Source organism: Acidovorax sp. YS12 (assembly GCA_021496925.1).
In the GTDB taxonomy this organism is placed as follows: domain Bacteria; phylum Pseudomonadota; class Gammaproteobacteria; order Burkholderiales; family Burkholderiaceae_C; genus Paenacidovorax.
Genome location: CP053915.1, coordinates 282,680 through 308,290, shown reverse-complemented (window position 1 = coordinate 308,290; position 25,611 = coordinate 282,680). Strand labels below are relative to the sequence as shown.

The following is a 25,611-nucleotide window of genomic DNA, read 5'->3' as shown; positions in this document are numbered from 1 at the left end:
CGAAGTCTGAAGTGCGTGCTCAGGCACGCCAGTGCCTGGCGACAGTTTGGGGTGCTCGTGAGGCCGCGGGTCCAACTGATACACGGGTTCGGGACACCAAGTACGAACCGACCTCTGTGCCGGACGCCGCACCCAAATTACACCCTCGTTTCATGCGTCGCGGGTGCTGCGACGCAGCATGAAAAACTGATACGGATTTGCCTTCAACCGTCTAACGTCGTTGGTTCGCCTTGCCGTGCTACAGCACTGTCTACGGCTTCCCGCCTAGTTATACGGTTGAATGCAAACCCGTATGAGCGGACCACCGCGAAGCATCAACCAAATTGGCCCCCAGCGCTTGCCAGGAAAGCGCTGGCAGCTATTGAATCAGGAGTATCGGCCCTGGCCCGCTGACGCGGCCGGTGCGCCATTGCGCCATGTCTGAACTGTCCATCGTCTCGCGCCACGCCCTCACGGTGCTCACCGGCCAGCTGGCCGTCATGGCCTACGGCATCACCGACACCATCGTCGCCGGCCGCCACGCGCAGGAATCGCTGGCGGCGCTCTCCGTCGGCTCGGCCATCTTCATCAGCGTCTATGTCGCACTGATGGGCATGCTGCAGGCGCTGCTGCCCATTTGGGCCGAGCAGCGCGGTGCCCGCGCGCCTGGCGCCATCGGGCGCTCGCTGCGCCAATCGCTGTACCTGTGCCTGGCCGCCAGCGCGCTCGGCATGGGCGTGCTGCTGTCGCCCGGCGCCCTGCTGCGCTGGACCGAGGTGCCCCCGGCCCTGCAGGCCGAGGTGACGGCCTATCTGGCGGTGCTCGCGCTGGGCCTGCCGCCGGCGCTGCTGTTTCGCACCTACTGCACGCTCAACCAGGCGCTGGGCCACCCGCAGCTCGTGACCTGGCTGCAGGTAGCAGGCCTGGCGCTCAAGGTGCCGCTGTCCATCTGGTTCACCTTCGGCGGCGCGGGCCTGGCGCCCCAGGGCGCCGTGGGCTGCGCCTGGGCCACCCTGGCCGTGGGCTACCTGCAGCTGGCGCTGGCCCTGTGGCTGCTGCGCACCCAGAGCCTGTACCGGGCGCTGGACATCTGGCGCCCCCTGGAGCGCCCCGACTGGGCGCAGCTCGGCGCCTTTCTGCGCCTGGGGCTGCCGGCAGGCCTGTCGATCATGGTCGAGGTGACCTCGTTCACCCTCATGGCCCTGTTCATCGCGCGCCAGGGCACGCTGGCCGCCGCCAGCCACCAGATCGCCGCCAACCTCACGGCCGTGGTCTACATGGTGCCGCTGTCGCTGGGCATCGCTGCCAGCGCACGCGTGAGCTACTGGCGCGGTGCCGGCAACGAGGCCCAGGCCCGCCATGTGGCCTGGATGGGTTTTCGGCTTGCAGCCCTTATGGGGTGTGCGCTGGCAGCTCTCCTTTTCGCAGTGCGCGCACCGTTGGCTGCGCTCTACAGCAGCAGTGCCAGCGTAGTGGCGCTGACCACTGCCCTGCTCGGCTGGGTGGCGGCTGCCCACGTGGGCGACGCCGTGCAGACCCTGTGCGCCTTCGTGCTGCGCAGCTACCGCGTCACGGTAGCGCCACTGGCCATCTACTGCCTGCTGCTGTGGGGCGCCGGGCTGGCCGGCGGCTACGTGCTGGCCTACCAGGGCATAGGGCCGTGGCGCGGGCAAGCGCCTACGCCGGTGCCGTTCTGGTTCGCCAACGGACTGGCACTGGCGGTGACAGCGGCACTGTTCACCGCCATGCTGAGACGCACGCTGGTTCGCCATGTGGCGCCCGATTCGGCCTGCACTTAAGCAGGCTGCCAGGATCGTTCCCAGCAAAGCCCTGGACAGACAAAGAAAGATGGGAAGGCATGCCAGCTCCGTGCGTCCATCCTCGTTTTCTTTATAAGCTAATTTGAATATATGCAGCACCAAAAAATAGTTTGTTTTAATATAAGAAACTTCTACATTCGCGCCCATGCATGATTTCGCGTTCATCCTGGCGGGCTTTGGTGTGGGCCTGATCGTCGGCCTGACCGGCGTGGGCGGTGGCTCGCTGATGACCCCTGCGCTCATCTTCTTCTTCGGCATCAAGCCGCACCTGGCCATCGGCACCGACCTGCTGTTCGCCGCCTTCACCAAGATGGGCGGCACCGTGAGCCTGGCGCGCCAGCGCCTGGTGCCGTGGCGCGTGGTGGGCCTGCTGTGCGCGGGCAGCATTCCGGCCGCGCTGCTGGGCCTGTGGACGCTGCGCCACCTCGGCCCGGACAGTGCCCAGGCGCAGCGCATGATGACGACGACGCTGGGCGTGGCACTGCTGCTGACGGCGGCGGCCACGCTCTACAAGGCCCTGGTCTTCTCGCCCGAGCGCGCCGCTGCAGCCGCTGCCGCGCGCAGCAGCCGTGCCGCCGACGCCACGCAGCCGCGCCACTGGAGCCTGCCGGTGCTGCTGGGTGCGGTCATCGGCCTGCTGGTGACGTTCACCTCGGTCGGCGCGGGGGCCATCGGCGTCTCGGTGCTGCTGCTGGTGTTCCCGCACCTGCCGCTGCCGCGCATCATCGCCGCCGACATTGCCTACGCCGTGCCGCTCACGCTGGTGGCGGGCCTGGGCCATGCGTCGCTCGGTTCGGTGGACTGGCCGCTGCTGGGCCTGCTGCTCACCGGCTCGCTGCCCGGCATCTGGCTGGGCTCGCGCCTGGTCTCGCACACGCCCGAGAGGCTGATCCGCTCCATTCTCTCCGCGCTGCTCGCCTGGGCTGGCGCCAAACTGGTTCTGCTCTGAGAAGAGCGCACACCTTCTGACCCCACCATGTACCAATACACAGAATTCGACCGCCAATTCGTCCACCTGCGCGCCCAGCAGTTCCGCGACCAGCTTGACCGCTGGCAGCGCGGCGAGCTGACCGACGAGCAGATGCTGCCGCTGCGCCTGCAGAACGGCTGGTACATCCAGCGCTACGCGCCCATGGCGCGCATCGCCGTGCCCTACGGCGAGATCAGCAGCGCGCAACTGCGCATGCTGGCGCACATCGCGCGCGAGTACGACAAACCCACGCCCGAGCTGCTGGCGCATGCCCAGGCCACGCAGGACCAGCTCCAGGCCGCGCAGCCTGGGCTGACGCTGGCCGCCGCGCCGCTGCAGTACGGCTACGGCCACTTCACCACGCGCACCAACGTGCAGTTCAACTGGATTCCCATCACCCGCGCAGCCGACGTGATGGACCTGCTGGCCAGCGTGCACATGCACGGCATCCAGACCAGCGGCAACACCATCCGCAACATCACCACCGAAGCCTACGAAGGCATCGCCGAGGACGGCATCGTCGATGCACGCCCGTTCAGCGAGATCCTGCGCCAGTGGAGCACGCTGCACCCCGAGTTCGCCTTTCTGCCGCGCAAGTTCAAGATCGCCTTCAACGGCGCCGAGGAAGACCGGGCAGCCACCGGCTGGTACGACATCGGCCTGCAGGCGCGCAAGAGCAGCGCGGGCGAAGCGGGCTTCACCGTCAAGGTCGGCGGCGGCATGGGCCGCACGCCCGTCATCGGCACCGTGGTGCGCGAGTTCCTGCCCTGGCACCAGTTGCTGAACTACATCGAGGCCGTGATCCGCGTCTACAACGGCTATGGCCGCCGCGACAACAAGTGGAAGGCGCGCATCAAGATCCTGGTCAAGGCCGAGGGCCAGAAGTTCATCGACGCGGTGGAGGCCGAGTACCAGGCCATCGTGGCGCAGGACGGCGCGCCGCACACCATCACCCAGGCCGAGCTCGACCGCGTGGCCGCCAACTTCGTGGTGCCCGCGCTCCAGCCCGCCAACCTGCCCTCGGCCGTCAAGACCGACGGCCAGCTCTACCAGCGCTGGCTGCAGCAGAACGTGCGCGGCCACCGCCTGCCGGGCATGCGCGCCGTCACGCTGTCGTTCAAGCGCGTGGGCTTCGCGCCCGGCGACGCCGACGCCGACACCATCGACGCGCTGGCGCAACTGGCCGAGCAGTTCAGCGCGGGCGAGGCGCGCCTGACGCACGAGCAGAACCTGATGCTGCCCTGGGTGTTCGAGAGCGACCTGCCCGCGCTGTACGAGGCCGCGCGCAAGCTCGGCCTGGCGCAGCCCAACATCGGCCTGCTGACCGACATGATCGCCTGCCCGGGCGGCGACTTCTGCGCGCTGGCCAATGCGCGCTCGCTGCCCATCGCCGCCGCCATCACCGAGCGCTACCAGGACCTGGACGAGGTGTTCGACCTCGGCCCGATCGATCTGCACATGAGCGGCTGCATCAACTCCTGCGGCCACCATCACAGCGGGCACATCGGCATCCTCGGCGTGGACAAGGACGGCAAGGAGTGGTACCAGATCACGCTGGGCGGCTCGGACGGCGCGCGCCTGTCCGGCCCGGCCCTGGCGGGCAAGGTGGTCGGCCCGTCGTTCTCCGCCGCCGAGGTGCCCGACGTGATCGAGGCCCTGCTGGGCACCTACCGCGCCCAGCGCAAGGGCGGCGAGTTCTTCATCGACACGCTGCGCCGCGTCGGCCACGACCCGTTCAAGGCCGCCGCCAACGCCGCGCGCCACCCCCGGCAGGCCGAGGAAGCCGTTGCCGAATGAACCTCCCCTGACGAACCGAATGACTATGAAAATAATAGCTTCCAGCGCAGTCCCCACGGGCGCTGAGACCGAAAAAGTGCTGCAGATCGCCAACGACGCCGAGCTGGCCGACATCGCCGCCGGCGGCGCCTTGCAGGGCGTGGAGCGCATCGAGCTGCACTTTCCCAAGTTCACCGATGGCCGCGCCTTCAGCCAGGCCGTGCTGCTGCGCCGCCGCTACGGTTTCGCGGGCGACATCCGCGCCACGGGCGACGTGCTGATCGACCAGCTGGTGCAGATGCACCGCAGCGGCTTCACCAGCGCCGTGCTGGCCGAGGGCCAGAACCCCGAGACCGCCGAGCGCCAGTTCGCGCGCTACCAAGCCTTCTACCAGGGCGACGCGCTGCAGCCGCGCCCGCTGTTTGCACGCGATTCGGCACAGGAGGCCGCATGAGTCTCGACCTCGCACACATCAACGCAACCATGGGCCGCGACGCGCCCGGCCTCGTGCAATGGGCGCTGGGCCTGGGCAAGCCTTCCATCGTCACCACCAATTTCCGCCCCTACGAGGCCGTCATCCTGCACCTGGTCACGCAGGTACAGCCCGATGTGCCCGTGGTCTGGATGGACAACGGCTACAACACCGAGGCCACCTACCGCTACGCCGACGCGGTGACGAAACAACTGGGCCTGAACCTCAGGATCTACCTGCCGCTGCGCTCGCGCGCGCACCGCGAGGCGGTCGATGGCCCGCTGCCCGCGCTCGACGACCCGCGCCACGCCGCCTTCACCGAGGAGGTGAAGCTGGAGCCCTTCGCCCGCGCGCTGCGCGAGACCGCGCCCCAGGTCTGGTTCACCGCGCTGCGCGCCACCGACAGCGCCGTGCGCGCGCAGATGGAGCCCGTGAGCATCAACCCCGATGGCCTCATCAAGGTCGCGCCGCTGCTGCACTGGTCGTCCAAGGACCTGTACGCGTACTGCGAGCAGCACGGCCTGCCCAACAACTTCGACTACGTGGACCCGACCAAGGGCGAGGAACAGCGCGAGTGCGGCCTGCACCTGGCGCACTAGAAAAACGATAGCTGCTAGCGCTTACCCCATAAGGGCCAGAGCCTTATTTGAATGGAAGAACCAATGAACGCCCGTGTTGACACCTCCGTGCTCAGCCACCTGAGCAACCAACACCTCGACGCGCTGGAGGAAGAAACCATCTTCATCCTGCGCGAAGTCGCCGCCGCCTTCGAGCGCCCCGCGCTGCTGTTCTCGGGCGGCAAGGATTCGCTGGTCATGCTCAAGTGCGCCGAAAAAGCGTTCGGCGCCGGCCGCATTCCCTACCCGCTGCTGATGATCGACACCGGCCACAACTTCCCCGAGGTGACCGACTTCCGCGACTTCCGCGCCAAGGAGCTGGGCGCCGAACTGATCGTGCGCAGCGTCGAGGATTCCATGGCGCGCGGCACCGTGCGCCTGGCGCACCCCGGTGAATCGCGCAACGTGCACCAGTCCGTCACGCTGCTGGAGGCCATCGAGGAATTCCGCTTCGACGCGCTGATCGGCGGCGCGCGCCGCGACGAGGAGAAGGCCCGCGCCAAAGAGCGCATCTTCAGCCACCGCGACAGCTTCGGCCAATGGCAGCCCAAGGCGCAGCGCCCCGAACTCTGGACGCTGTTCAACACGCGCCTGGCACCGGGCGAGCACTTCCGCGTGTTCCCCATCAGCAACTGGACCGAGCTGGACGTGTGGCAGTACATCGAGCGCGAGCAGATCGGCCTGCCCGCGCTGTACTACGCGCACCCGCGCCAGGTGGTGGAGCGCCGCGGCCTGCTGGTGCCCGTGACGCCGCTGACGCCGCCCAAGGACGGCGAGACCGTGGAAACGCGCACCGTGCGCTTTCGCACCGTGGGCGACATCACCTGCACCTGCCCGGTGGAAAGCCCGGCCGCCACGGCCGGCGAGATCGTGATCGAGACCCTGGCCGCCGAGGTCAGCGAGCGCGGCGCCACGCGCATGGACGACAAGACCTCCGATGCTTCGATGGAGAAGCGCAAGAAAGACGGGTACTTCTGATGACTACTGATTTGATAGCTGCCAGCGCAAGCCCAGTAAGCGCTACAGGCCAAAACGACCATATTTCTGCATTGAAGTTCATCACCTGCGGCAGCGTCGATGACGGCAAGAGCACGCTGATCGGCCGCCTGCTGGTGGACAGCCGCGCCGTGCTGCAGGACCACCTGGCCGGCGTGCAGCGCGGCGGCGAGACCGACCTGGCGCTGCTCACCGACGGCCTGTCCGCCGAGCGCGAGCAGGGCATCACCATCGACGTGGCCTACCGCTACTTCGCCACCGAGACGCGCAAGTTCATCATCGGCGACGCGCCCGGCCACGAGCAGTACACGCGCAACATGGTCACCGCCGCCTCGCAGGCCGACGCCGCCGTGGTGCTGGTGGACGCCACCAAGCTCGACTGGCAGAACCCCCAGCTCACGCTGCTGCCGCAGACGCGCCGCCACAGCCTGCTGGTGCACCTGCTGCGCGTGCACTCGCTGGTGTTCGCGGTGAACAAGCTCGACGCCGTGGCCGACCCGGCGCTGGCGTTCCAGCACATCCGCTCGGCCCTGGAGCAGTTCGCGCGGCACGCCGGCATCGCCGTGGCCGCCACCGTGCCCGTCTCCGCGCTCAAGGGCTGGAACGTGGTCGATGCCCAGCCCGGCTGGTGCGGCTACGCAGGCCCCAGCCTGCTGCAGATCCTGGAGCTGCTGCCCAACACGCCGCCCGACACCGCGCTGCCCCTGGCCTTCCCGGTGCAGTGGGTGGAGAAGTTCTCCTCGTCGTCCGACACCTCGCAGGGCCGCCGCGTGTTCTGGGGCCGCGTCGGCACGGGCAGCGTGCAGCCGGGCACGCCGGTGCAGGTCTTCCCCAGCGGCCAGCTGGCCAGCGTGGCCCAGGTGCTGGACCACGCGCGCCGCCCCACCGACGTGGGCGCGGGCCAGAGCGCCGGCATCATCCTCGACCGCGAGGTCGATGTCTCGCGCGGCGACTGGATCGTGGCCGCGCCGCTGCCCGCCACGCCGGCCGAGGACGACTTCGACACCCCCGCCGCCCAGCCCGCCTGGCCCGGCCAGCGCGAACTGGCGGCCACCGTCGCCTGGATGGACGACGAGCCGCTGGTGGCCGGCCGCGTGTACTGGGCGCTGCACGGCCACCGCTGGGTCAAGGCCAAGGTGCGCCGCGTGGTGCACCGCCTCGACATCAACACCCTGGCCGAGGAAGACGCGCAGCAGCTCGAACCCAACGCCATCGGCCACGTCGAGCTGCTGCTGCAGGAACCCCTGCCCGCCGCGCCCTTCGCCCGGGCACGTCTGCTGGGCTCGCTGATCCTGGTCGACACCGCCAGCCACCGCACGGCCGGTGCCATCCTGGTGAACTGACATCGGTCAACGAAGCCCTTCCCGCCACGGGGCTGGCTGCGGCCCGCCCCGTGGAACCGCCTAAAATCGAGGGTTACCCCCTGATTCCAACCACACCATGACCCACGTCGTTTCCGAAAACTGCATCAAGTGCAAATACACCGATTGCGTGGACGTATGCCCCGTTGACTGCTTCGTCGAGGGCCCGAACATGCTGGTCATCAACCCGGACGAATGTATCGACTGCGCCGTCTGCGTGCCCGAGTGCCCGGCCAACGCCATCTTCGCCGAGGAAGACCTGCCCTCCGCCGAGCTGGCCTTCATCAAGATCAACGCCGACCTGACCAACGCCCCCGGCTGGAAGCCCATCACCAAGCGCAAGGCCGCCCTGCCCGACGCCGACGAGTGGAACGGCCAGCCCGGCAAGGTGAAGGATCTGCAGCGCTAACCCCTGCCCTGGCATGCACAGCACCGACGCCCTCGTCATCGGCGCCGGGCCCGTGGGCCTGTTCCAGGTATTCCAGCTCGGCCTGCAGGGGCTGCGGGCCCATGTGATCGACGCGCTGCCCCACCTGGGCGGCCAGTGCGCCGCGCTGTACGGCGACAAGCCCATCCACGACATTCCGGCCCTCCCCGCCTGCACCGGCCACGAACTGGTGCAGCGCCTGCACGCGCAAACCGCGCCTTTCGCCCCCGTCTTCCACCTCGGCCAGCCAGTGAGCGCCCTGCGGGCGCTGCCCGAGGGCGGCTTTCACGCCGCCACGGCGCAAGGCGGCGCATGGCGCGCGCGCGCCGTCTTCCTCGCCACCGGCGTGGGCGCCTTCGTGCCGCGTGCGCTCAAGCTGCCGGGCCTGGACGCCTTCGAGGGCGGCCAGCTGCGCTACCGCCTCGACGGCAACGCCTGCCTGGCCGGGCAACGGGTGGTGGTGCATGGCGGCGACGAAGCCGCCGTGCAGCAGGCCATTGACTGCGCCACCGCGCCCGAGGCGCTGCGCCCCGCGCGCACCACGCTGCAGCACCGCCGCGACGTATTCGACGCCCCGCCCGCGCTGCTGGCCACGCTGCAGGCGCTGCGCGCGGCGGGCCGCATCGAGGTCGCCATCGGCGTGGCCAGCGGCATCGTGCAGGAACAGGGGCGCCTGGCCGCGCTGGCGCTGGCCGCGCCCGACGGCCAGCTGCTGCGCCTGCCGCTGGACCTGCTGCTGGTGCGCCTGGGCCTGGTGCCGCGCCTGGGCCCCATCGCCGACTGGGGCCTGGCGCTCGAACGCAAGCAGCTCGTGGTGGACACCGCCACCTTCGCCACCAGCGTGCCCGGCATCCATGCCGTGGGCGATGCCGTCACCTACCCCGGCAAGCGCAAGCTCATCGTGAGCGGCTTCCACGAGGCCACGCTCGCCGCCTTCGGCGCCGCCGAATGGCTGGCCGGGCACAAGCTGCCGCTGGAATACACCACCAGCAGCGAGCGCCTGCAGCAGCGCCTGGGCGTCGCCCCATCCCTCTAAACCCAGGCTAAAAAACAAGCCTTTTCGGGCTCCAGACCTTGCCAGGCTTGCGCAAGCAGCTATCAAAAAAAGCGCTGCGCATGAAACCGGCGCGCCCCAGGCGCGGGCAGCCGCGCAAGGGCCGCCCCGCCGCGAGGGCTGCGTCCCCCTCCCGGAGCGCGCAGCGCGCAGAGAGAGGGGGAAGGCGCCGAAGGCGACTCAGGGGGTGCTTCCCGGCCTCCAGCGCAGCAACGCCCACAGCACGGGCTTTTCGCCGGGCTGCAGCGCCTGCTGCGCCGACAGGTACAGCGCCCACTCGCGGCTGGGCGACTCCAGGGCGTGGGCCAGCGATACCGTCCAGCCCGGCGCCTGCGCCTGCGTGTTGGCCTCGTCGGCAAAGCGCCCGCCGCGGTACACCATGCCCAGCACCGTGTAGCCGCGCCCCGTGTGCCGCCAGGTGCTGCCCAGCACGGCGGTATGGCGCGGCACGCCGGGCAGGCGCAGCCCCTCGTAGCCCGCGCCCAGGTTGCGCGCGTCGGCCCAGGCGTAGCTGGCCAGCAGGCTCCAGCGCGGCGCCAGCACCTGGTTGAGCGCCACGCCGGCCTGGCGCAGCCGCCCGTGGCCGAAGCGCGGCGTGCCCTGGTAGGGGTCGATCTGCGTCTGCGCCGACATCTGCGCGGGCGCCAGCGTGCCCACGTAGTCGAACAGCGCGCCCATGGCCTGGCCGTACAGCCGCCCGTCGGCCATGCGCGGGTTGCGGATTTCCTGCTGCGCCAGGCTGGCCGTCGCGAAGCTGCGCGGCCCCAGCTCCCAGTCCAGCTGCACCGCGTGCTTGCGCGCCAGGCTGCCGGGCAGCTGGTACTGGTAGTCGATGGGAATGGCCCCGGTGGCCACGGGGGCCAGGGTGTGCGTGCCGGGGGCGTGCAGGCTCTCCTGCCAGGCCCAGTGCAGCGCGCGCCCCGGGCCCCAGCGGTAGCTCGCGCCCAGGCGCGGGCGCAGCTGGCGCGCCAGGCGCGTGCCCTGGCTTGCAGGTTCGAGCAGGTCCTCGCCGGTCAGGCTGTCGCGGTAGGCGTTGTCTTCCTGGAAGCGCAGGCGCGGCCAGGTGGCGGCGGCGTGCAGGCGCCACGGGCCGTGCGCCCATTCCAGCGCGGCCCAGGGCATGTCGTAGCGCTCCAGGTTGGTGCGCGGCGAGGCCACGAGGTCGTCGCGGATCTCACTGCCAGCGCTGCGGCGCACGCTCTCCCAGCCCAGGCTCCAGCGCAGCGCCCCGGTCTGCGCTGTGTGGCGCAGGTACAGGCCGTATTCCTGGCTGCGGTAGGTGTAGGCCTGCGGGCCCCACTGCGCGTCGTCGAGCGACAGGCCGGTGTCGTCGCTGACGCGGTGCAGCTTGAACCAGGTCTGCGCATCGGCCGACCAGCGCCAGGAGCCGCCGAAATCGCCGCGCCGCGTGGCGTAGCGCGCGGTGTCGCTGAAGGTGATGCCGTTGCCGAAGTCCAGCCCCCAGGGAAAGCGGTAGCGCATGCGCCCCTCGGTAACCATCGCGAACAGGCCCAGGCGGTCCGTGGGGCGCACGCCCAGGGCCAGTTGCATCTGCGGCGCGTGCATGCGGTACAGGCTGCCAGGCGGGCCGTCGCGCGGCTGCATCACCACCCCATCGGTGCGCAACAGCCAGGCCAGCGGCAGCGGCGCGGCGCTGAAGCCGCGCAGGCCCGCGTCGGCGCTGGCGGTGTTGCGCAAGGCCTCGCGCGTGCCGCTCAGGCCCAGGCTGGCCTCGTGCAGCGCGGTCAGGAACACGCCGGGGTGCTTTTCGCTCGCGCCGAACACCGTGGGGTCGCTCAGGTAGCCTTGGTACAGCTCCGACATGCGGGCGTATTCGCTCTCGTAGCGGTTGGCCAGGAAGAAATGGCTGCCCGCCCACAGCGGGTAGTAGGACTGCTGCACGTAGGCGCGCGCCCAGTGCTCCAGGCCGAAGTCGGCCAGCGCCTTGCCCAGGCTGGCCGAGCCCTGGCTGTCGCTCGCCAGCGGGTTGAGCGATTTCAGGTAGGGCAGGCGCGCCAGGGCCTCGCGCGCGGCGGCCACGGCCTGCTCGGGCTCGCCCGCGTCGTTGTGCAGCACCGCGGCGATCTGCCAGGGCAGCGGGTCGCGCGGGTCGGCCTGGCGCGCGCGCTCCAGGGCGTCGAAGGCCGCGCCCGCCTGGCCCAGCCGGTATTCGGCCACGGCCAGCCACACCTGGGCCTGGGCGTAGCGCGGCTCGATCACCAGGGCCTTGAGCAGCAGTTCGCGCGCGGCCGCGCTCTGGCCGCGCTGCAGCGCCAGCAGGCCCGCGCCCGCCAGGGCCACGTAGTCGTCGCCCGCCTGCGCCAGCGCCTGGCCGAAGCCCTCTGCAGCAGCGCCGAAGCGCAGCGCCTGCGCATCGGCGGTGGCGGCCTGGGCCAGGGTGTCGGCGTCGTGCGGCTGGCGCTGCACGGCCTGGGCCAGGGCGGCGCGCGCGGCGGCCAGGTCGCCGCGCTCGCGCAGCGCGCGGCCCAGGCCGGCCAGGGCGGCGCCTTCCTCCGGGGTGCCGCGCGCCTGCGCGGCGGCCTGGCGGTACAGGGCCAGGGCGCCACCGGCATCGCCATCGAGGCGGCGGGCGTCGGCGTCGGCCAGCAGCAGCGCCACGGCGTGGGGCGCCTGGGCGCGCGCCTGGGCGATGAAGGCGCGCGCCGCATCGCCCTGCTCCAGCGCCAGCAGCAACGCGGCGCGGCGCGCGGCGGCCGCAGCGTCGCCCGCCATGTGCCAGACCTGCAGCAGGCGCTGCTGCGCGGCGCCGAGCTGGCCCTCGGCCACCTCGGTTTCGGCGCGCAGGCGCTGGGCCAGGGGGTCGGCGGGCTGGGCGCGCAGGCGCGCGTCCACCTGCTCGCGCAGCGCGGCCAGGCGGCCCGCGCGCAGCGCCTGCAAGGCCGGGGCGCGCCAGGCGGCACCGGGCGCCGTGGCGTCGGCCAGTTCGGGCCAGCCCGGGGGCGTGAGCGCGGGCGCCATGACCCACTGCACGCGCTCGCGCGGGCGCACCAGCAGGCGCTTGACGGGGGCCTGGCCGGGTTCGGCCACGGCCTGCTCGGACGGCCCGAGCACCACCGCGCCCTGGGCGTTGGACACGTCGATGCGCCCGGACAGCACGGTGAGCGTGGTGCGCCCCTGGGCATCGACCTCCACGTCCCAATCCGTGCCGCGCACCGCCGCCAGCACCGCCGGGGTGCGCAGCTCCACGTTCACGCCCTGGCCCTTGGCACGCGCCCACAGGCGGCCCACGGCCAGCTCCAGCCGGGTTTGCGCCGGGCGCGCGTCGCACAGCCGCACCTGGGCCTGCGCGGCCAGGCGGATCTGCGTGCGGTCGGCCAGCAGCAAGGCCGCGGAGGACAGCGCCAGGGTGCGCACCTCGGCCCCCGGCGGCAGGCGCTGCGCCAGCGCGGCGGCGGCCCAGGGCGCGGCGCCGTCGGCGCGCGCCTGGCCCTGGCCGCTCAGGGCGACGATCTCGGCGGCGCTGCCATCGGCCCCGGGCGGCGCCTGGCAGCCGCCGCCCTGGGCGAACGCGTTGGACAGGGTCAGAAGCCATGGGGCGAACCCCAGAAGATGCTGGCGCATACGCTGTCTCCTTTCATTTGCCCAGGGGCCGAGGAAAGGCCGCGGGCGGCGCGCCCTGCGCCGCCAGGGCCCGCAGGCGCTTGCCCAGGCACAGGCGGTGGGCCGCCCAGCCCGCGCCCACGGCTTCAACGTGCTGCGGCAGCGCGGCCCAGCAGGCCAGCGCGCCGGCCCAGTCGCCCGCCTGCACGCGCGTGCGCAAGGCCATGGCGGCCTGCACGGCCGCAGTATCGGCACAGGGCGTGAAAACATCCAGCCCCGCGCCGCGCCCGGCCAGCACCACGCTGTCGAGCCACAGGCACGTGGCCGCGGGCACGCGCGCGTGCAGCGCCCCGGACAGCAGCACGCGCGTGCCGAAGGCCTTGTTCGCGCCTTCGAGCCGCGCGGCGGTGTTGACCGCGTCGCCCACCGCCGTGTAGGTGAAGCGCTCGGCCGAGCCCAGGTGGCCCACGGCGGCCACGCCGCTGTGCAGGCCGATGCGCAGGTGCGTGGCGGCGAAGGGCGTGCCCTGCCAGGCCTGGTGCAGCCCGGCCATGGCCTGCTGCATGGCCTGGGCACAGGCCAGGGCCTGCGCGGCATGGCCGGGCTGGGGCAGCGGCGCGTTCCAGAAGGCCATGACGGCGTCGCCGATGAACTTGTCCAGCGTGCCGCCGTGCGCATGGACGGTGCGCGCCATGGCGCTGAAGTAGCGGTTCAGCGCCTGGGCCACGGCCTCGGGCGGCATGTGCTCGCTGGCGCGGGTGAAGCCGGCCAGGTCGGCGAACAGCAGCGACAGCTCGCGCCGCTCGCCCCGGGTGGACGGCGCGACATCAGCGCGCGCCAGCGCGTCGGCCACGGCGCGGGGCACGTAGCGGCCGAAGTCACGCCGCAGCCGTTCGCGCCGCGCGCGCTCGCGCCAGTAGGCCTGCGCCGCGCCCACGTTCAGGTGCAGGGCCAGCGCGGCCAGCGTGGGCAGCGCGGGCCACCACCAGCCCGCCAGATGGCTGCCCGCGCTGGCAGCCACGGCCAGGGCGCCCAGCGCGGCGCTCACGGCCAGCGCCCGGCCGCCATGCCAGTGCCGCAGCCCCCACGCCGCCAGGGCCACGGCCAGCGCCGCCTGCGCCCAGGGCACCCAGGGCGCCACGGGCCGCACCCAGTCGCCCGCCAGCGCGTTGATGAGGGCCGTGGCGTGCAGGAACACGCCGGACTGCGTGCCCGTGCCCAGCAGGCGCAGCGCGGTGGCGTGCTGGTCCTGCCCGCCCACGGGGGTGTGCTGGCCCAGCAGCACCAGCCGGCCGCGCAGCGCGCCGGGGGGCAGTTGCCGCGCGGCGTCCAGCGCCTGGGTGTAGTGGGCGTAGGGCAAGGGCTGCTCGGGCGCGTAGGGGCGCAGCAGCGCGCCGGGCGGCGGCGCGGTGTAGGGGCGGCCCGCCGCGTCGGCCACGGCGCGCCAGAGGGCCTGCGGCGCGGCGGGGGCACGGCGCACCACGCCGTCTTCGTCGGCGTCGATCTGCACCAGGCCCTGGCGCGCGCCGGCAAAGACCGGGGCGAGGCGCTGGCGGTAGTCCTGCACCTGCGAGCTGGGCACCGGCACCTCGGCGGCCGCCAGCACCACGGGCAGCGGGCCGGCCAGGGCCTGGGCCAGCGCCGCGTCGTCGCGCGCATCCGGCGCGGGCTGGGTGAAGAGCAGGTCCATGCCCAGCGCCGCCGCGCCGCCCTGGCGCAGGCTGCCGATCAGGCGCGCATGCAGGGCGCGCGGCAGCGGCGGCGCCAGCGCCAGTTGCGCCAGCGAGGGCTCGTCGATGCCCACCACCAGCACGCCCACGGCGGGCGGCGGCCCGGCGCCGTAGGCCGCGAGCAGGTCGTGCTCCAGCCGCGCCAGCGCATCCCACGCGGGCAGCCAGGCCAGCAGCCCGCACAAGGCCAGCGCCAGCGCCACCCGCTGCATCCAGGCCCGTGCCACATCCGCCATGTCACCTCCTCCAGGCCGCGAGGCGGCCTGCAACGCCCGGAAAGAACGTGCTCACGATCTAAAATTCAACCACAAACCATAACATTTTGAAACATACTGGATGCATCTTTCCGCCAATGAAACCACCATGCCCAGGCTGCACCTGATCGGCACCCTGAGCCTGGTTCTGGTGGTCACGCTGGCCATGGCCGTTTTCTACTCGTGGCGCAACGAGCGCGAGCAGCGCACGGCGTTCGCGCGCATCGAGCAGGTCATCACGCAGCAGCAGCGCGAGCGCCTCATCACCGAAATGCAGTCGGCGGTGGGCTACCTGGAATTCCTGCGCCTGCGCACCGAGGACGTGCTGCGCAGCAGCATCGTCGAGCAGGTGGATGCGGCGATGCAGATCGCCCAGGCCATCCACGACCGCGAGGCGCCGAACCGCCCGCCCGCGCAGGTGCGCAAGCTCATCACCGAGGCGCTGCGGCCGGCGCGCTTCTTCGACGGCCGGGGCTACTTCTTCATCGACGACATGCAGGGCCGCTTCGTGCTACTGCCCACCGCGCCGCAGTACGAGGGGCGCGCGGGCATCGACAACCGCGACGACGCGGGCAACTACATCATGCGCGGCCTCGTCAACGCCGCCTACCTGCCGCAGGGCAAGGGGTTCTTCCGCTACCGCTGGTACCGCCCGGACACACCCCAGGCCATGGGCGACAAGGTGGCCTACGTGCGCCACTTCGCGCCCTACGACTGGCTCATCGGCACGGGCGACTACCTGTACGAGTGGGAAGCACGGCAAAAGCGCGAGGCCATGCAGCGCCTGCGCGGGCTGCGCTTCGGCGCCAGCGGCTCGGTCGGCCTGATCGACGCCGAGGGGCGCTCGCTGCTCAGCCCCAACAACCCCGCGCTGGAAGGCCTGCTGCCCACGCAGATGCCCGCGCTGGAGCAGCGCGCCCTGCAGAAGCTGCGCGACGTGGCCCAGGCCGGGGGCGGCTTCATCGAATACGAATGGCCCCGCCCCGGCGCGCGCGCAGGCGAGCCCCTGGGCCGCAAGACCGCCCTGGTCACCACCTACGCCCCCTGGGGCTGGGTGCTGGTGACGTCGATGTTCAACGACGAGCTGCACTCCACGCTGCGCGCCGAGACCCGCGCCCACGAGGAAGGCAACACCCAGCAGCGGCTGGAGCTGGCGCTGATGGTGCTGGGCGCGCTGGCGCTGGGCGTGGCCGGCTCGTTCGGCTTCTCGCACTGGTCGCGCCGCCTGTTCGCCAGCTACCACCACGAGCTGCGGCAGGCGCAGGAAAACCTGCGCATCGCGGCCATTGCCTTCGAATCGCAGGAGGGCATCTTCGTCACCGACACGCGCGGCGTGATCCTGCGCGTGAACCGCTCGTTCACCACCATCTCGGGCTACAGCGCCGAGGAAGCCATCGGCCAGACCCCGGCGCTGATGAAGTCGGGGCGCCACGGGCCCGAGTTCTACGCCGCCATGCGGCAGGCCATCGCCACCGCCGGGGCCTGGTCGGGCGAGATCTGGAACCGCCGCAAGAGCGGCGCCATCTTCCCCGAGTGGCTGACCATCACCGCCGTGAAGACCGAGGCGGGCGAGGTGACGCACTACGTCAGCACGCTCACCGACATCACCCAGCGCAAGGCGGCGGAGGAGGAAATCCGCCACCTGGCCTACTACGACCCGCTGACCCGCCTGCCCAACCGCCGCCTGCTGCTCGACCGCCTGCAGCAGGCGCTGCGCAGCAGCCAGCGCGCGCGGCGCCAGGGCGCGCTGATGTTCATCGACCTGGACAACTTCAAGCTGGTCAACGACAGCCTGGGCCACGAGCAGGGCGACCTGCTGCTGCAGGAGATGGGGCGGCGCCTGGTGGCCTCGGTGCGCGAGGACGACACCGTGGCGCGCCTGGGCGGCGACGAGTTCGTGGTGGTGCTCGAAGGCCTGAGCCCGCAGCCCTGCCAGGCCGCCCAGGAGGCCGAGGCCGTCGCCGAGAAAATGCTGCGCGCCCTGGCGGCCCCGGTGGCGCTGGACGGCCACGAAGTGCGCGGCACCTGCAGCATCGGCGTGGTGCTGTTCGCCGACGACCAGGCGCGCACCGAGGACCTGATGAAGCATGCCGACCTGGCCATGTACCAGGCCAAGGAGTCGGGGCGCAACACCGTGCGCTTCTTCGACCCCGAGATGCACGCAGCCGTGGTGCACCGCGTGGCCCTGGAGCAGGACCTGCGCACCGGCCTGCAGCAAGGCCAGCTGCGGCTGTTCTACCAGCCCCAGGTGGATGCACAGGGCCGCATCGTCGGGGCCGAGGCGCTGGTGCGCTGGAGCCATCCGCGGCGCGGCCTGGTCTCGCCCGCCGAGTTCATCCCCCTGGCCGAGGACACCGGGCTGATCCTGCCGCTGGGCCAGTGGGTGCTGCAGACCGCCTGCGACCAGCTCGCGCGCTGGGCCACGGAGCCCGGGCGAGAACAGCTCACGCTGGCGGTGAACATCAGCGGCCGGCAACTGCGCCAGCCCGACTTCGTGGCGCTGGTGCTGCAAGCGCTGGAGCACAGCGGCGCGCCGGCGCACCGGCTGAAGCTGGAGCTGACCGAGAGCCTGCTGCTGGACAACCCGCAGGACGCCATCACCAAGATGGCGGCGCTGCAGGCGCGCGGGGTGTGCTTCTCGCTCGACGACTTCGGCACCGGCTATTCCTCGCTCGCCTACCTGCGGCAGCTGCCGCTGAGCCAGCTCAAGATCGACCAGAGCTTCGTGCACAACCTGGGCGCCGACCCGCGCGCCGCGGCCATCGTGCGCACCATCGTCACCCTGGCCGACAGCCTGGGGCTGGACGTGATCGCCGAGGGCGTGGAAACCCAGGAGCAGCGCGACAACCTCGCGCGCAACGGCTGCCACACCTGCCAGGGCTACCTGTTCAGCCGGCCCGTGCCGGTGGAGGAACTGGTTTTTGCTACCGATTGAGTAGCTGCCAGCGCTTGCTGCAAAAGGGCTGGGGCCGTTTTTCATGCCTGCTCCTGGCCAAAGGCACGGGCGCCTACAATCGCGCCCTGCCGCCCCTGGGGATGCCCCCCAGCAGAGCAAGGAGCCCGCCGCATGCACACCCCGACCGCCAACGAGGCGCTGACCCCGATCCCCGACGCGCAGCGCGTCTTCCGCTGGCACGACCACGCCTCGCTGTGGTTCAGCCTGGGCGTGGGCCTGCTGGTCATGCAGGTGGGCGCCTACCTGATGCCCGCGCTGGGCACGCAGGAGGCGCTGCTCGCCATCGTCGCCGGCTCGCTGCTCGGCGCCGGGCTGCTGGGCTGGGTGGCGAAGATCGGCTGCGACAGCGGGCTGGCCAGCGCGGGCCTGATGCACGCGGTGTACGGGCGCACGTTCGCGCGCCTGCCCATCGTGCTGAACATCGTGCAGCTCGTGGGCTGGGGCACGTTCGAGCTGGTGGTGATGCGCGACGCCAGCGTCGCCATCGGCCGGCAGGCCGGCGCCATGCAGGCGGCCTGGTGGCCGGTGGCGGCCACGCTGCTGTGGGGCGGCGTGGTCACCCTGCTCATCAGCGGCTCCATGGTGCAGCTGGTGCGCCGCATCATCGCGCGCGTGGCGCTGCCGCTGGTGGTGCTGTCGCTGCTGTGGCTGTCCTGGCAGTTCCTCGGGCTGGCGCAGGCGCAGGGGCTGGCACCGCTCTGGCAGCGCCAGGGCGAGGGCGGCATGGGCGTGATGCCGGCGCTCGACCTGGTGATCGCCATGCCCATCTCGTGGCTGCCGCTGGTGGCCGACTACGCGCGCCACGGCCGCAGCGGCGCCGGCGCGCTGCGCGGCGCATGGGCGGGCTACGCCGTGGCCAACATCTGGTGCTACGCGCTGGGCGTGCTGGTGGCGCTGACGCTGCCCAGCCAGGACCTGGTGACCGCGCTGCTGCTGGCGCAGGGCGGGCTGATCGCGCTGTCGCTGATCCTCATCGACGAAGTGGACAACGCCTACGGCGACGCGTACTCCGGCGCCGTCTCCAGCCACAGCCTGCTGCCGCGCTGGAGCGTGCGCCGGTGGGGCCTGGGCGTGGCCGTGGCCTGCACGCTGGGCGCGCTGGTGCTGCCCATGCACAGCCTGGAGCCCTTCCTGCTGCTGCTCAGCTCGGTATTCGTGCCGCTGTTCGGCGTGATCCTGGGGCGCCTGGCCTTCGGCGCCGATGCGGCCGCGCTGCTGGCCCGGGCGGGCAAGGCGCATGCCGTGCCCGTCGCCATCTGGCTGGCGGGCGTGGCGCTGTACCACCTGCTGCCCAAGCTGGCCCCGGCGCTGGGCTCGGCCCTGCCCACGCTGGCGCTGAGCTTCGCGCTGGCCTGGGCCACGCGGCCGCGCAGCGCCTGAATGCGGCGCAGGCGCTGCGCTTTTCATAGCTGCTAGCGCTTGATGGATAAGGGCTGGAGGCCAAAAACGCCCTACTCTTCGAGCAACACAAGGGATAACCCTTATTCTTCATGTGAGAATCGCCCGCAGAGTTGGCAGATCCGCCCGCCGCCGGGATTCTGCTGAAAAACGGGGGCCAGGCATCCGCACACGCCGCGCCGCGCCGCGTGGTTTTCAAGGAGAGAGCATGGGCTTCAAACCTGTTCCCACGGCCATTGCGGTGGCCCTGGGCCTGATCATCGGCTTCGTGATTCCGGTGCCCGAGGGCGTTGCGCCCGATGCCTGGCATCTGCTGGCGCTGTTCGTGGGCACCATCGCGGCCATCATCGGCAAGGCGCTGCCCATTGGCGCCCTGTCCATCATCGCCATCGCGCTGGTGGCCGTGACGGGCGTGACCAACGACAAGGCAGCGGGCGCGATCAGTGACGCGCTCAGCAGCTTCTCCAATTCGCTGATCTGGCTGATCGGCGTGTCCATCATGATTTCGCGCGGCATCATCAAGACCGGGCTGGGCGCGCGCATCGGCTACCTGTTCATCGCCGTATGGGGCAAAAAGACCATCGGCATCGCCTATTCGCTGGCGCTGTCGGAGCTGATCCTGGCCCCGGTCACGCCCAGCAACACGGCGCGCGGCGGCGGCATCATCCACCCCATCATGCGCGCCATCGCGGACAGCTACGGCTCCGACCCCGAAAAGGGCACGCAGGGGCGCATGGGCCGCTACCTGGCGCTGACCAACTACCACGCCAACCCGATCACCTCGGCCATGTTCATCACCGCCACCGCGCCCAATCCGCTGGTGGTCAAGCTGATCGCCGACGTGACGGGCGCGCAGATCAGCCTGAGCTGGGGCACCTGGGCGCTGGCCATGCTGCTGCCGGGGCTGGTGGCGCTGGCGCTGATGCCGCTCATCATCTACCTGCTGCACCCGCCGGAGATCAAGAGCACGCCCAACGCCATGCAGTTCGCGCGCGAGAAGCTGCGGGAGCTGGGCCCCATCAGCCAGGGCGAGGTCACGATGTTCGGCGTGTTCGCGGTGCTGCTGGTGCTGTGGGCGGGCATTCCGGCCTTTCTGTTCGGCCCGGGCGCGGCGGTGGACCCGACCACGACCGCCTTCATCGGCCTGTCGCTGTGCCTGGTCACCGGGGTGCTGACCTGGGAAGACGTCATCAAGGAAAAGAGCGCCTGGGACACCATCGTCTGGTTCGGCGCACTGGTGATGATGGCCACCTTCCTCAACAAGCTCGGCCTGATCGCCTGGTTCGCCCAGAGCATCGAAACCGGCATTCGCCACATGGGCCTGGGCTGGGTGGCGGCCAGCGCGCTGCTGATGCTGACCTATCTGTACGCGCACTACATGTTCGCCAGCACCACGGCCCACATCACCGCCATGTTCGCCGCCTTCTACGGCGCCGGCCTGGCGCTGGGTGCGCCCGCGCTGCCCTTCGCGCTGATGATGGCGGCGGCCTCGAACATCATGATGACGCTGACCCACTACGCCACCGGCACCTCGCCCGTGGTCTTCGGCTCGGGCTACACCACGCTGGGCGAATGGTGGAAGACCGGCTTCGTGATGAGCCTGGTGCTCATCGTCATCTGGCTGGTGGTGGGCGGGGTGTGGTGGAAGGTGCTGGGTTACTGGTGACCGGGGTGCGGAGCCGGAGACTCCCGCATCACAGAGGCATGCTGTTGATTCTTCTGGTGAACCTATCTCTTACCCTTGAAATAGGAAGCTCGAATCTATGGAACACAACCGATGAAAACGCATAAACAGCCAGAAGCCAAAGGCAGACGCAAAACCAAATCTCCACCATGCTGGAGCGGGAGTCAATATCGAGAACATGCCGGATCAGAAACAACAGCGGCATATGAGAAAGATAGATTGTGTAGGAATAAAGACTGATCTTCTCGACAAAATTCCCGAGGAGATTATCCACCAGCACATGGACGGACACCTTCGTCAACCATGGCAAGATCATGGCCGTACCGACAGAGAGCAAAGTAATGGAAACGCAGTTGACGGCCCTGGAAAAAACCCCCTGCCCCCAGGCGCCGGGATCCAGCAATATCCATAAGAAATACATCCCCAGCAGCATTGCAGCAGCGCCCAGAAAACCGAGCAATCCAGAATACCTGTCCCATAATTCCTTATACCAATTGTTCACTATCGCAGCAAGAACCCCCCAGCCTGTCGCATCCAGATGGTATAGGGTAACGCGGCGTATCTCCAAATCCCACTCCCATACGTCAAGGACAGGCGGGTAAAAGAAACGGGCGCAGGCGGGCAGCACGATCAGCACACCGGCCGTCAGCAGAAAACAATATCTGTTTTCCATCTTCTTCAGCAGGAAGAACAAACCAATAATTATTGGCATAAGAAGATAGAACCACTCATCCAGCGCCAGCGACCATGATTCGCCGAAAAAATTATCCGAAACATCCCCACGGAGAAGGTTCTGCGAGAAAACCAGGAATTGCCATGTAAACCAGCCCTTCTCGATTCCAAGGGCTACCAGCAGGACATTCACCAACAGAAACAGGTAATACGATGGCAAGGTTCTGAACCAGCGCCGCATCCAGAAATCCTTGCTGCATTGCCACCACGAATCGCTCTTGGAAAAGCTTCTGATCATGATGGTTCCGATCAGAAATCCACTCAAGACGAAGAGCCACTCAATGGATATGACGGACTGCAGGCTGATCTTTGCCAGGACGCCTTCCCACGCAGCAGTCTCGGTGTAAATAAAGAAGTTGATGAACGCATGGTTCGCCAAAACGATGAAGATCGCCATGGTTCGCAAATAGTCGAGCCCTGCGTTCCTTGCAATCTTGCCAGCCTTTGATTCTGGAATCTTATTCATATCTCCGCATCACTCACACATCACGCACTGCGTTCATACGCATGGAAAATCGATGGCATGGCAATCTAGCAGCATGCTTCCATTTTCATAGCTGCCAGCGCTTGCTGCATAAGCGCTGGAGGCCAGAAACCTCTGAAGCCTACAAAACCACCTGCGCCACCGGCGCATAGCCATGGTTCAGCGGACCATGGCCCCGGCCCGTGCGCACGGCGGCCCCGGCCTCGATGGCACCCAGAATGTAGGCCCGCGCCCGGGCCACGGCCTCGGGCAGCGCGTGGCCCAGCGCCAGGTGCGCGGCAATGGCCGAGGACAGCGTGCAGCCCGTGCCATGCCCGTTGTGCGTGGCGATGCGCGCCGAACCCAGGCGGGTGGTATGGCCATCGGACAAGGCCAGCACGTCCACCACTTCGTCGCCCGGCAGGTGGCCGCCCTTGAGCAGCGCGGCGCGCGCGCCCAGCGCCAGCAGGCCGCGCGCGGCGCCGTCCAGCGCCGCGATGCCGCCGATGGGGCGCCCCAGCAGCAGCGCCGCCTCGTCCAGGTTGGGCGTGACCACCTCGGCCAGCGGGAACAGCGCGCGCACCAGCACGGCCACGGTCTCCTGGGCGATGAGGCGGTCGCCGCTGGTGGCCACCATCACCGGGTCGAGCACCACGTGCGGCAGCTGGTGGCGGCGGATGGCGTCGGCCACCACCTGCACCACTTCGGGCGAGGCCAGCATGCCGATCTTCACCGCATCGGCGCCGATGTCCTCGACCACGGCGTCGATCTGCGCGCGCAGCATGTCGGGCGGTATGCCATGGATGCCGCGCACGCCCTGCGTGTTCTGCGCCGTGATGGCGGTGATGGCAGTCATGCCGTAGCAGCCTAAAGCGGCGAAGGTCTTGAGGTCGGCCTGGATGCCGGCACCGCCGCCGCTGTCCGAGCCGGCGATGGAGAGCACGCGCGCATAGCGCGGCAGCGAAGTCGGTTTTTCTTGCGTCATGGCAAAAATTATCGACGGTAAGGACTCTCGCGCCGTGCTGTAATCCGCGCCACGGACGAAACAGGGGTGTCCCGGCTGCACAGGCTGGCGACTGAGAAAGACCCTCGGCACCCGATCCAGGTCATGCTGGCGTGGGGAGTTTTCACCAGTACGGCGCCGCCATGGCACGCCCGCGTTTTGTCCCTTTGCCTGACCCTTCGGACTGCGGACACCAACGCCATGCACACCCTCGCTGCCTCCTCCTCCATCACCCTCCTCGGCGCCGGCCTGCTGGGCCGCCTGCTGGCCACCAGCCTGGCGCGCCAGGGCCACCGCGTGCAGGTCTTCGAGGCCGGCGGCCCCGAAGGCGAAGGCTCCGCCGCGCACGTGGCCGCCGCCATGCTGGCGCCGCTGGCCGAATCGGCCGTGACCGAGCCCGGTGTGGTGCGCATGGGGCAGCACGCGCTGGAGCGCTGGCCCGCGCTGCTGGGCCAGTTGCCCGCGCCGGTGTACTTCCAGCGCAACGGCACGCTGATCGTCTGGCACCGCCAGGACACGCCCGACGCGCTGCGCCTGCGCGGCCTGCTGGAGCGCACGCAGACCCTGCTGCCCACCCTGCCCCACATGCAGGCGCTCGATGCCGAGGGGCTGGCACAGGCCGAGCCCGCGCTGGCGCACCGCTTCGGCCAGGGCCTGCTGCTGCCCGGCGAGGGCCAGCTCGACAACCGCCAACTGTTCGCCGCGCTGGCGCAGGACATGCAGCGGCTGGGCGTGCAGGTGCACTGGCACAGCCCGCGCGCGCCGGGCGACTTCCGCCCCGGCGAGGCCGGCCAGCCCGACTGGCTGCTCGACTGCCGCGGCCTGGGCGCGCGCGCGCAGTGGAGCCAGCTGCGCGGCGTGCGCGGCGAAGTGCTGCGCATCCACGCGCCCGAGGTGACGCTGGCCCGCCCCACGCGGCTGGTGCACCCGCGCTACTCGATCTACATCGCGCCCAAGCAGGACCACCTGTTCGTCATCGGCGCGACCGAGATCGAGTCCGACGACCGCTCCCCCATGAGCGTGCGCTCGGCGCTGGAATTGCTCAGCGCCGTCTACACCGTGCACAGCGGCTTCGCCGAGGGCCGCATCCTGGAGATGAACACGCAGTGCCGCCCCACCCTGCCGGACAACCTGCCCGCCATCCGCATGCCGCAGCCGCGGGTCATGGAGATCAACGGCATGTACCGCCACGGCTTCATGATCGCCCCCGCGCTGCACGACGTGGCGCTGGAGCTGCTGGAGCAGGGACAATCGGCGCTTGCGCCCCAGTTCGGCCTGTCCCTGCAACGCACCGCATGAACGTCACCATCAACCAGCAAGCCACCACGCTGCCCGCACACGCCACCGTGCAGGACGCGCTCGCCACCCTGGCCGCGCGCCCGCCCTTCGCCGTCGCCGTGAACACCCGCTTCGTGCCCAACACGCAGTACGCCAGCCACGCGCTGCACGAGGGCGACCGCATCGAGGTGATCGCGCCCGTGACGGGCGGCTGACACTCCAAGCAAAATCGGCCTCCAGCGCTTGCCAGGCAAGCGCTGGCAGCTATCAAAACCATAGAACGCCATGAACGATTCGCTGACCCTCTACGGCCACGCCTTCGCCAGCCGCCTGCTGCTGGGCACCGCCCGCTACCCCTCGCCCGCCGTGCTCGAAGCCGCCGTGCAGCGCGCGCGCCCGGCCATGGTCACGGCCTCGCTGCGCCGCCAGGGCATCAACGCCACCCACGCGGGCGAGAGCTTCTGGGAACTGCTCAAGCGCCTGGGCGTGCCCGTGCTGCCCAACACCGCCGGCTGCCACAGCGTGCAGGAGGCCGTGACCACGGCGCAGATGGCGCGCGAGGTGTTCGGCACGCCGTGGATCAAGCTCGAAGTCATCGGCGACGACTACACCCTGCAGCCCGACACGCTGAACCTGGTGGAGGCCGCATCGCTGCTCATCAAGGACGGCTTCCTCGTGCTGCCCTACTCCACCGACGACCTGGTGCTGTGCCAGCGCCTGGTGGACGTGGGCTGCCAGGCCGTCATGCCCTGGGCCGCGCCCATCGGCACCGGCCGCGGCCCGCAGAACCCCTACGCGCTGCAGACGCTGCGCGAACGCCTGCCGGTGCCGCTGCTGGTGGACGCCGGGCTGGGCCTGCCCTCGCACGCCTGCCAGGTGATGGAGTGGGGCTTTGACGGCGTGCTGCTGAACACCGCCGTGGCGCTGTCGCAAGACCCCGTGGCCATGGCCGGCGCCTTTGCCGACGCCGTGGCCGCCGGCCGCGCCGCGCACAGCGCGGGTGCCATGGCGCCGCAGCAGGCCGCGCAGCCCAGCACCCCGGTGCTCGGCACCCCGTTCTGGCACCACGACAAGGCATGA

19 protein-coding genes and 1 riboswitch are annotated in these 25,611 nt (G+C 70.2%); of the genes, 15 read left to right on the top strand and 4 right to left on the bottom strand.

The window, feature by feature from the left end; translation table 11 throughout:
* Positions 1 to 416 precede the first annotated feature (416 nt).
* From YS110_01460 to YS110_01420, 9 genes are all read left to right on the top strand, one after another.
* Complete coding sequence (locus YS110_01460; protein ID UJB63521.1) at positions 417 to 1,778, top strand: MATE family efflux transporter; 1,362 nt, start codon at positions 417 to 419, stop codon at positions 1,776 to 1,778.
* A gap of 166 nt (positions 1,779 to 1,944) precedes the next feature.
* Complete coding sequence (locus YS110_01455; protein ID UJB63520.1) at positions 1,945 to 2,748, top strand: sulfite exporter TauE/SafE family protein; 804 nt, start codon at positions 1,945 to 1,947, stop codon at positions 2,746 to 2,748.
* A 27-nt stretch (positions 2,749 to 2,775) separates the two neighbouring features.
* Positions 2,776 to 4,566 carry a nitrite/sulfite reductase gene (locus YS110_01450; GenBank protein UJB63519.1) on the top strand — a complete coding sequence of 597 codons (1,791 nt, stop codon included), beginning with the start codon at positions 2,776 to 2,778 and terminating at the stop codon, positions 4,564 to 4,566.
* Between the two features lie 25 nt (positions 4,567 to 4,591).
* The gene (locus YS110_01445; protein ID UJB63518.1) at positions 4,592 to 4,999 is read left to right on the top strand and encodes a DUF934 domain-containing protein; all 408 of its coding nucleotides are present in this window, start codon (positions 4,592 to 4,594) and stop codon (positions 4,997 to 4,999) included.
* Entirely contained in the window at positions 4,996 to 5,616 is a 621-nt protein-coding gene (locus YS110_01440) for a phosphoadenosine phosphosulfate reductase family protein (protein ID UJB63517.1), read from the top strand. Before YS110_01445 ends, YS110_01440 begins: the two co-directional genes overlap by 4 nt.
* Positions 5,617 to 5,679: 63 nt before the next feature.
* Complete coding sequence (cysD, locus tag YS110_01435; GenBank protein UJB63516.1) at positions 5,680 to 6,612, top strand: sulfate adenylyltransferase subunit CysD; 933 nt, start codon at positions 5,680 to 5,682, stop codon at positions 6,610 to 6,612.
* Positions 6,612 to 7,973, top strand: coding sequence for a sulfate adenylyltransferase (locus tag YS110_01430; protein ID UJB63515.1), 1,362 nt, complete (start codon positions 6,612 to 6,614; stop codon positions 7,971 to 7,973). The genes cysD and YS110_01430 overlap by 1 nt, the downstream gene beginning before the upstream one ends.
* A 97-nt stretch (positions 7,974 to 8,070) precedes the next feature.
* Positions 8,071 to 8,400, top strand: a complete 330-nt coding sequence (locus tag YS110_01425; protein ID UJB63514.1) for a ferredoxin family protein — start codon at positions 8,071 to 8,073, stop codon at positions 8,398 to 8,400.
* Between the two features lie 13 nt (positions 8,401 to 8,413).
* A complete protein-coding gene (locus YS110_01420) occupies positions 8,414 to 9,454 on the top strand; it encodes an NAD(P)/FAD-dependent oxidoreductase (protein UJB63513.1) in 1,041 nt (346 codons plus the stop codon).
* A gap of 198 nt (positions 9,455 to 9,652) precedes the next feature.
* Here YS110_01420 and YS110_01415 read toward each other — a convergent pair whose 3' ends face one another.
* Together YS110_01415 and YS110_01410 are read right to left on the bottom strand one after the other, a co-directional pair.
* A complete protein-coding gene (locus tag YS110_01415) occupies positions 9,653 to 13,054 on the bottom strand; it encodes a TonB-dependent receptor (GenBank protein UJB63512.1) in 3,402 nt (1,133 codons plus the stop codon).
* A gap of 13 nt (positions 13,055 to 13,067) precedes the next feature.
* A complete protein-coding gene (locus YS110_01410; protein UJB63511.1) occupies positions 13,068 to 14,999 on the bottom strand; it encodes an adenylate/guanylate cyclase domain-containing protein in 1,932 nt (643 codons plus the stop codon).
* 100 nt (positions 15,000 to 15,099) lie between these two features.
* Between YS110_01410 and YS110_01405 the strand changes: the two genes are divergently transcribed.
* The 3 genes from YS110_01405 to YS110_01395 all read left to right on the top strand — a co-directional run bounded on the left by YS110_01405 (position 15,100) and on the right by YS110_01395 (position 21,037).
* Positions 15,100 to 17,952 (top strand): EAL domain-containing protein, encoded by a 2,853-nt coding sequence (locus YS110_01405; GenBank protein UJB63510.1) that lies wholly within the window; start codon positions 15,100 to 15,102, stop codon positions 17,950 to 17,952.
* A 132-nt stretch (positions 17,953 to 18,084) separates the two neighbouring features.
* Positions 18,085 to 19,353, top strand: coding sequence for a cytosine permease (locus YS110_01400; protein ID UJB63509.1), 1,269 nt, complete (start codon positions 18,085 to 18,087; stop codon positions 19,351 to 19,353).
* 226 nt (positions 19,354 to 19,579) lie between these two features.
* A complete protein-coding gene (locus YS110_01395; protein ID UJB63508.1) occupies positions 19,580 to 21,037 on the top strand; it encodes a DASS family sodium-coupled anion symporter in 1,458 nt (485 codons plus the stop codon).
* 28 nt (positions 21,038 to 21,065) lie between these two features.
* Here YS110_01395 and YS110_01390 read toward each other — a convergent pair whose 3' ends face one another.
* Together YS110_01390 and thiD are read right to left on the bottom strand one after the other, a co-directional pair.
* Positions 21,066 to 22,184, bottom strand: coding sequence for an acyltransferase (locus YS110_01390; protein ID UJB63507.1), 1,119 nt, complete (start codon positions 22,182 to 22,184; stop codon positions 21,066 to 21,068).
* A gap of 208 nt (positions 22,185 to 22,392) precedes the next feature.
* Complete coding sequence (gene thiD / locus YS110_01385) at positions 22,393 to 23,235, bottom strand: bifunctional hydroxymethylpyrimidine kinase/phosphomethylpyrimidine kinase (GenBank protein UJB63506.1); 843 nt, start codon at positions 23,233 to 23,235, stop codon at positions 22,393 to 22,395.
* A gap of 52 nt (positions 23,236 to 23,287) precedes the next feature.
* Positions 23,288 to 23,390: riboswitch (TPP riboswitch) on the top strand.
* Between the two features lie 64 nt (positions 23,391 to 23,454).
* Here thiD and YS110_01380 point away from each other — a divergent pair.
* From YS110_01380 to YS110_01370, 3 genes are all read left to right on the top strand, one after another.
* Complete coding sequence (locus tag YS110_01380; protein ID UJB63505.1) at positions 23,455 to 24,552, top strand: FAD-dependent oxidoreductase; 1,098 nt, start codon at positions 23,455 to 23,457, stop codon at positions 24,550 to 24,552.
* Positions 24,549 to 24,746 (top strand): sulfur carrier protein ThiS, encoded by a 198-nt coding sequence (gene thiS, locus YS110_01375; GenBank protein ID UJB63504.1) that lies wholly within the window; start codon positions 24,549 to 24,551, stop codon positions 24,744 to 24,746. Before YS110_01380 ends, thiS begins: the two co-directional genes overlap by 4 nt.
* A gap of 70 nt (positions 24,747 to 24,816) precedes the next feature.
* Positions 24,817 to 25,611: a thiazole synthase gene (locus YS110_01370; protein ID UJB63503.1), complete on the top strand. Its 795-nt coding sequence runs from the start codon at positions 24,817 to 24,819 to the stop codon at positions 25,609 to 25,611.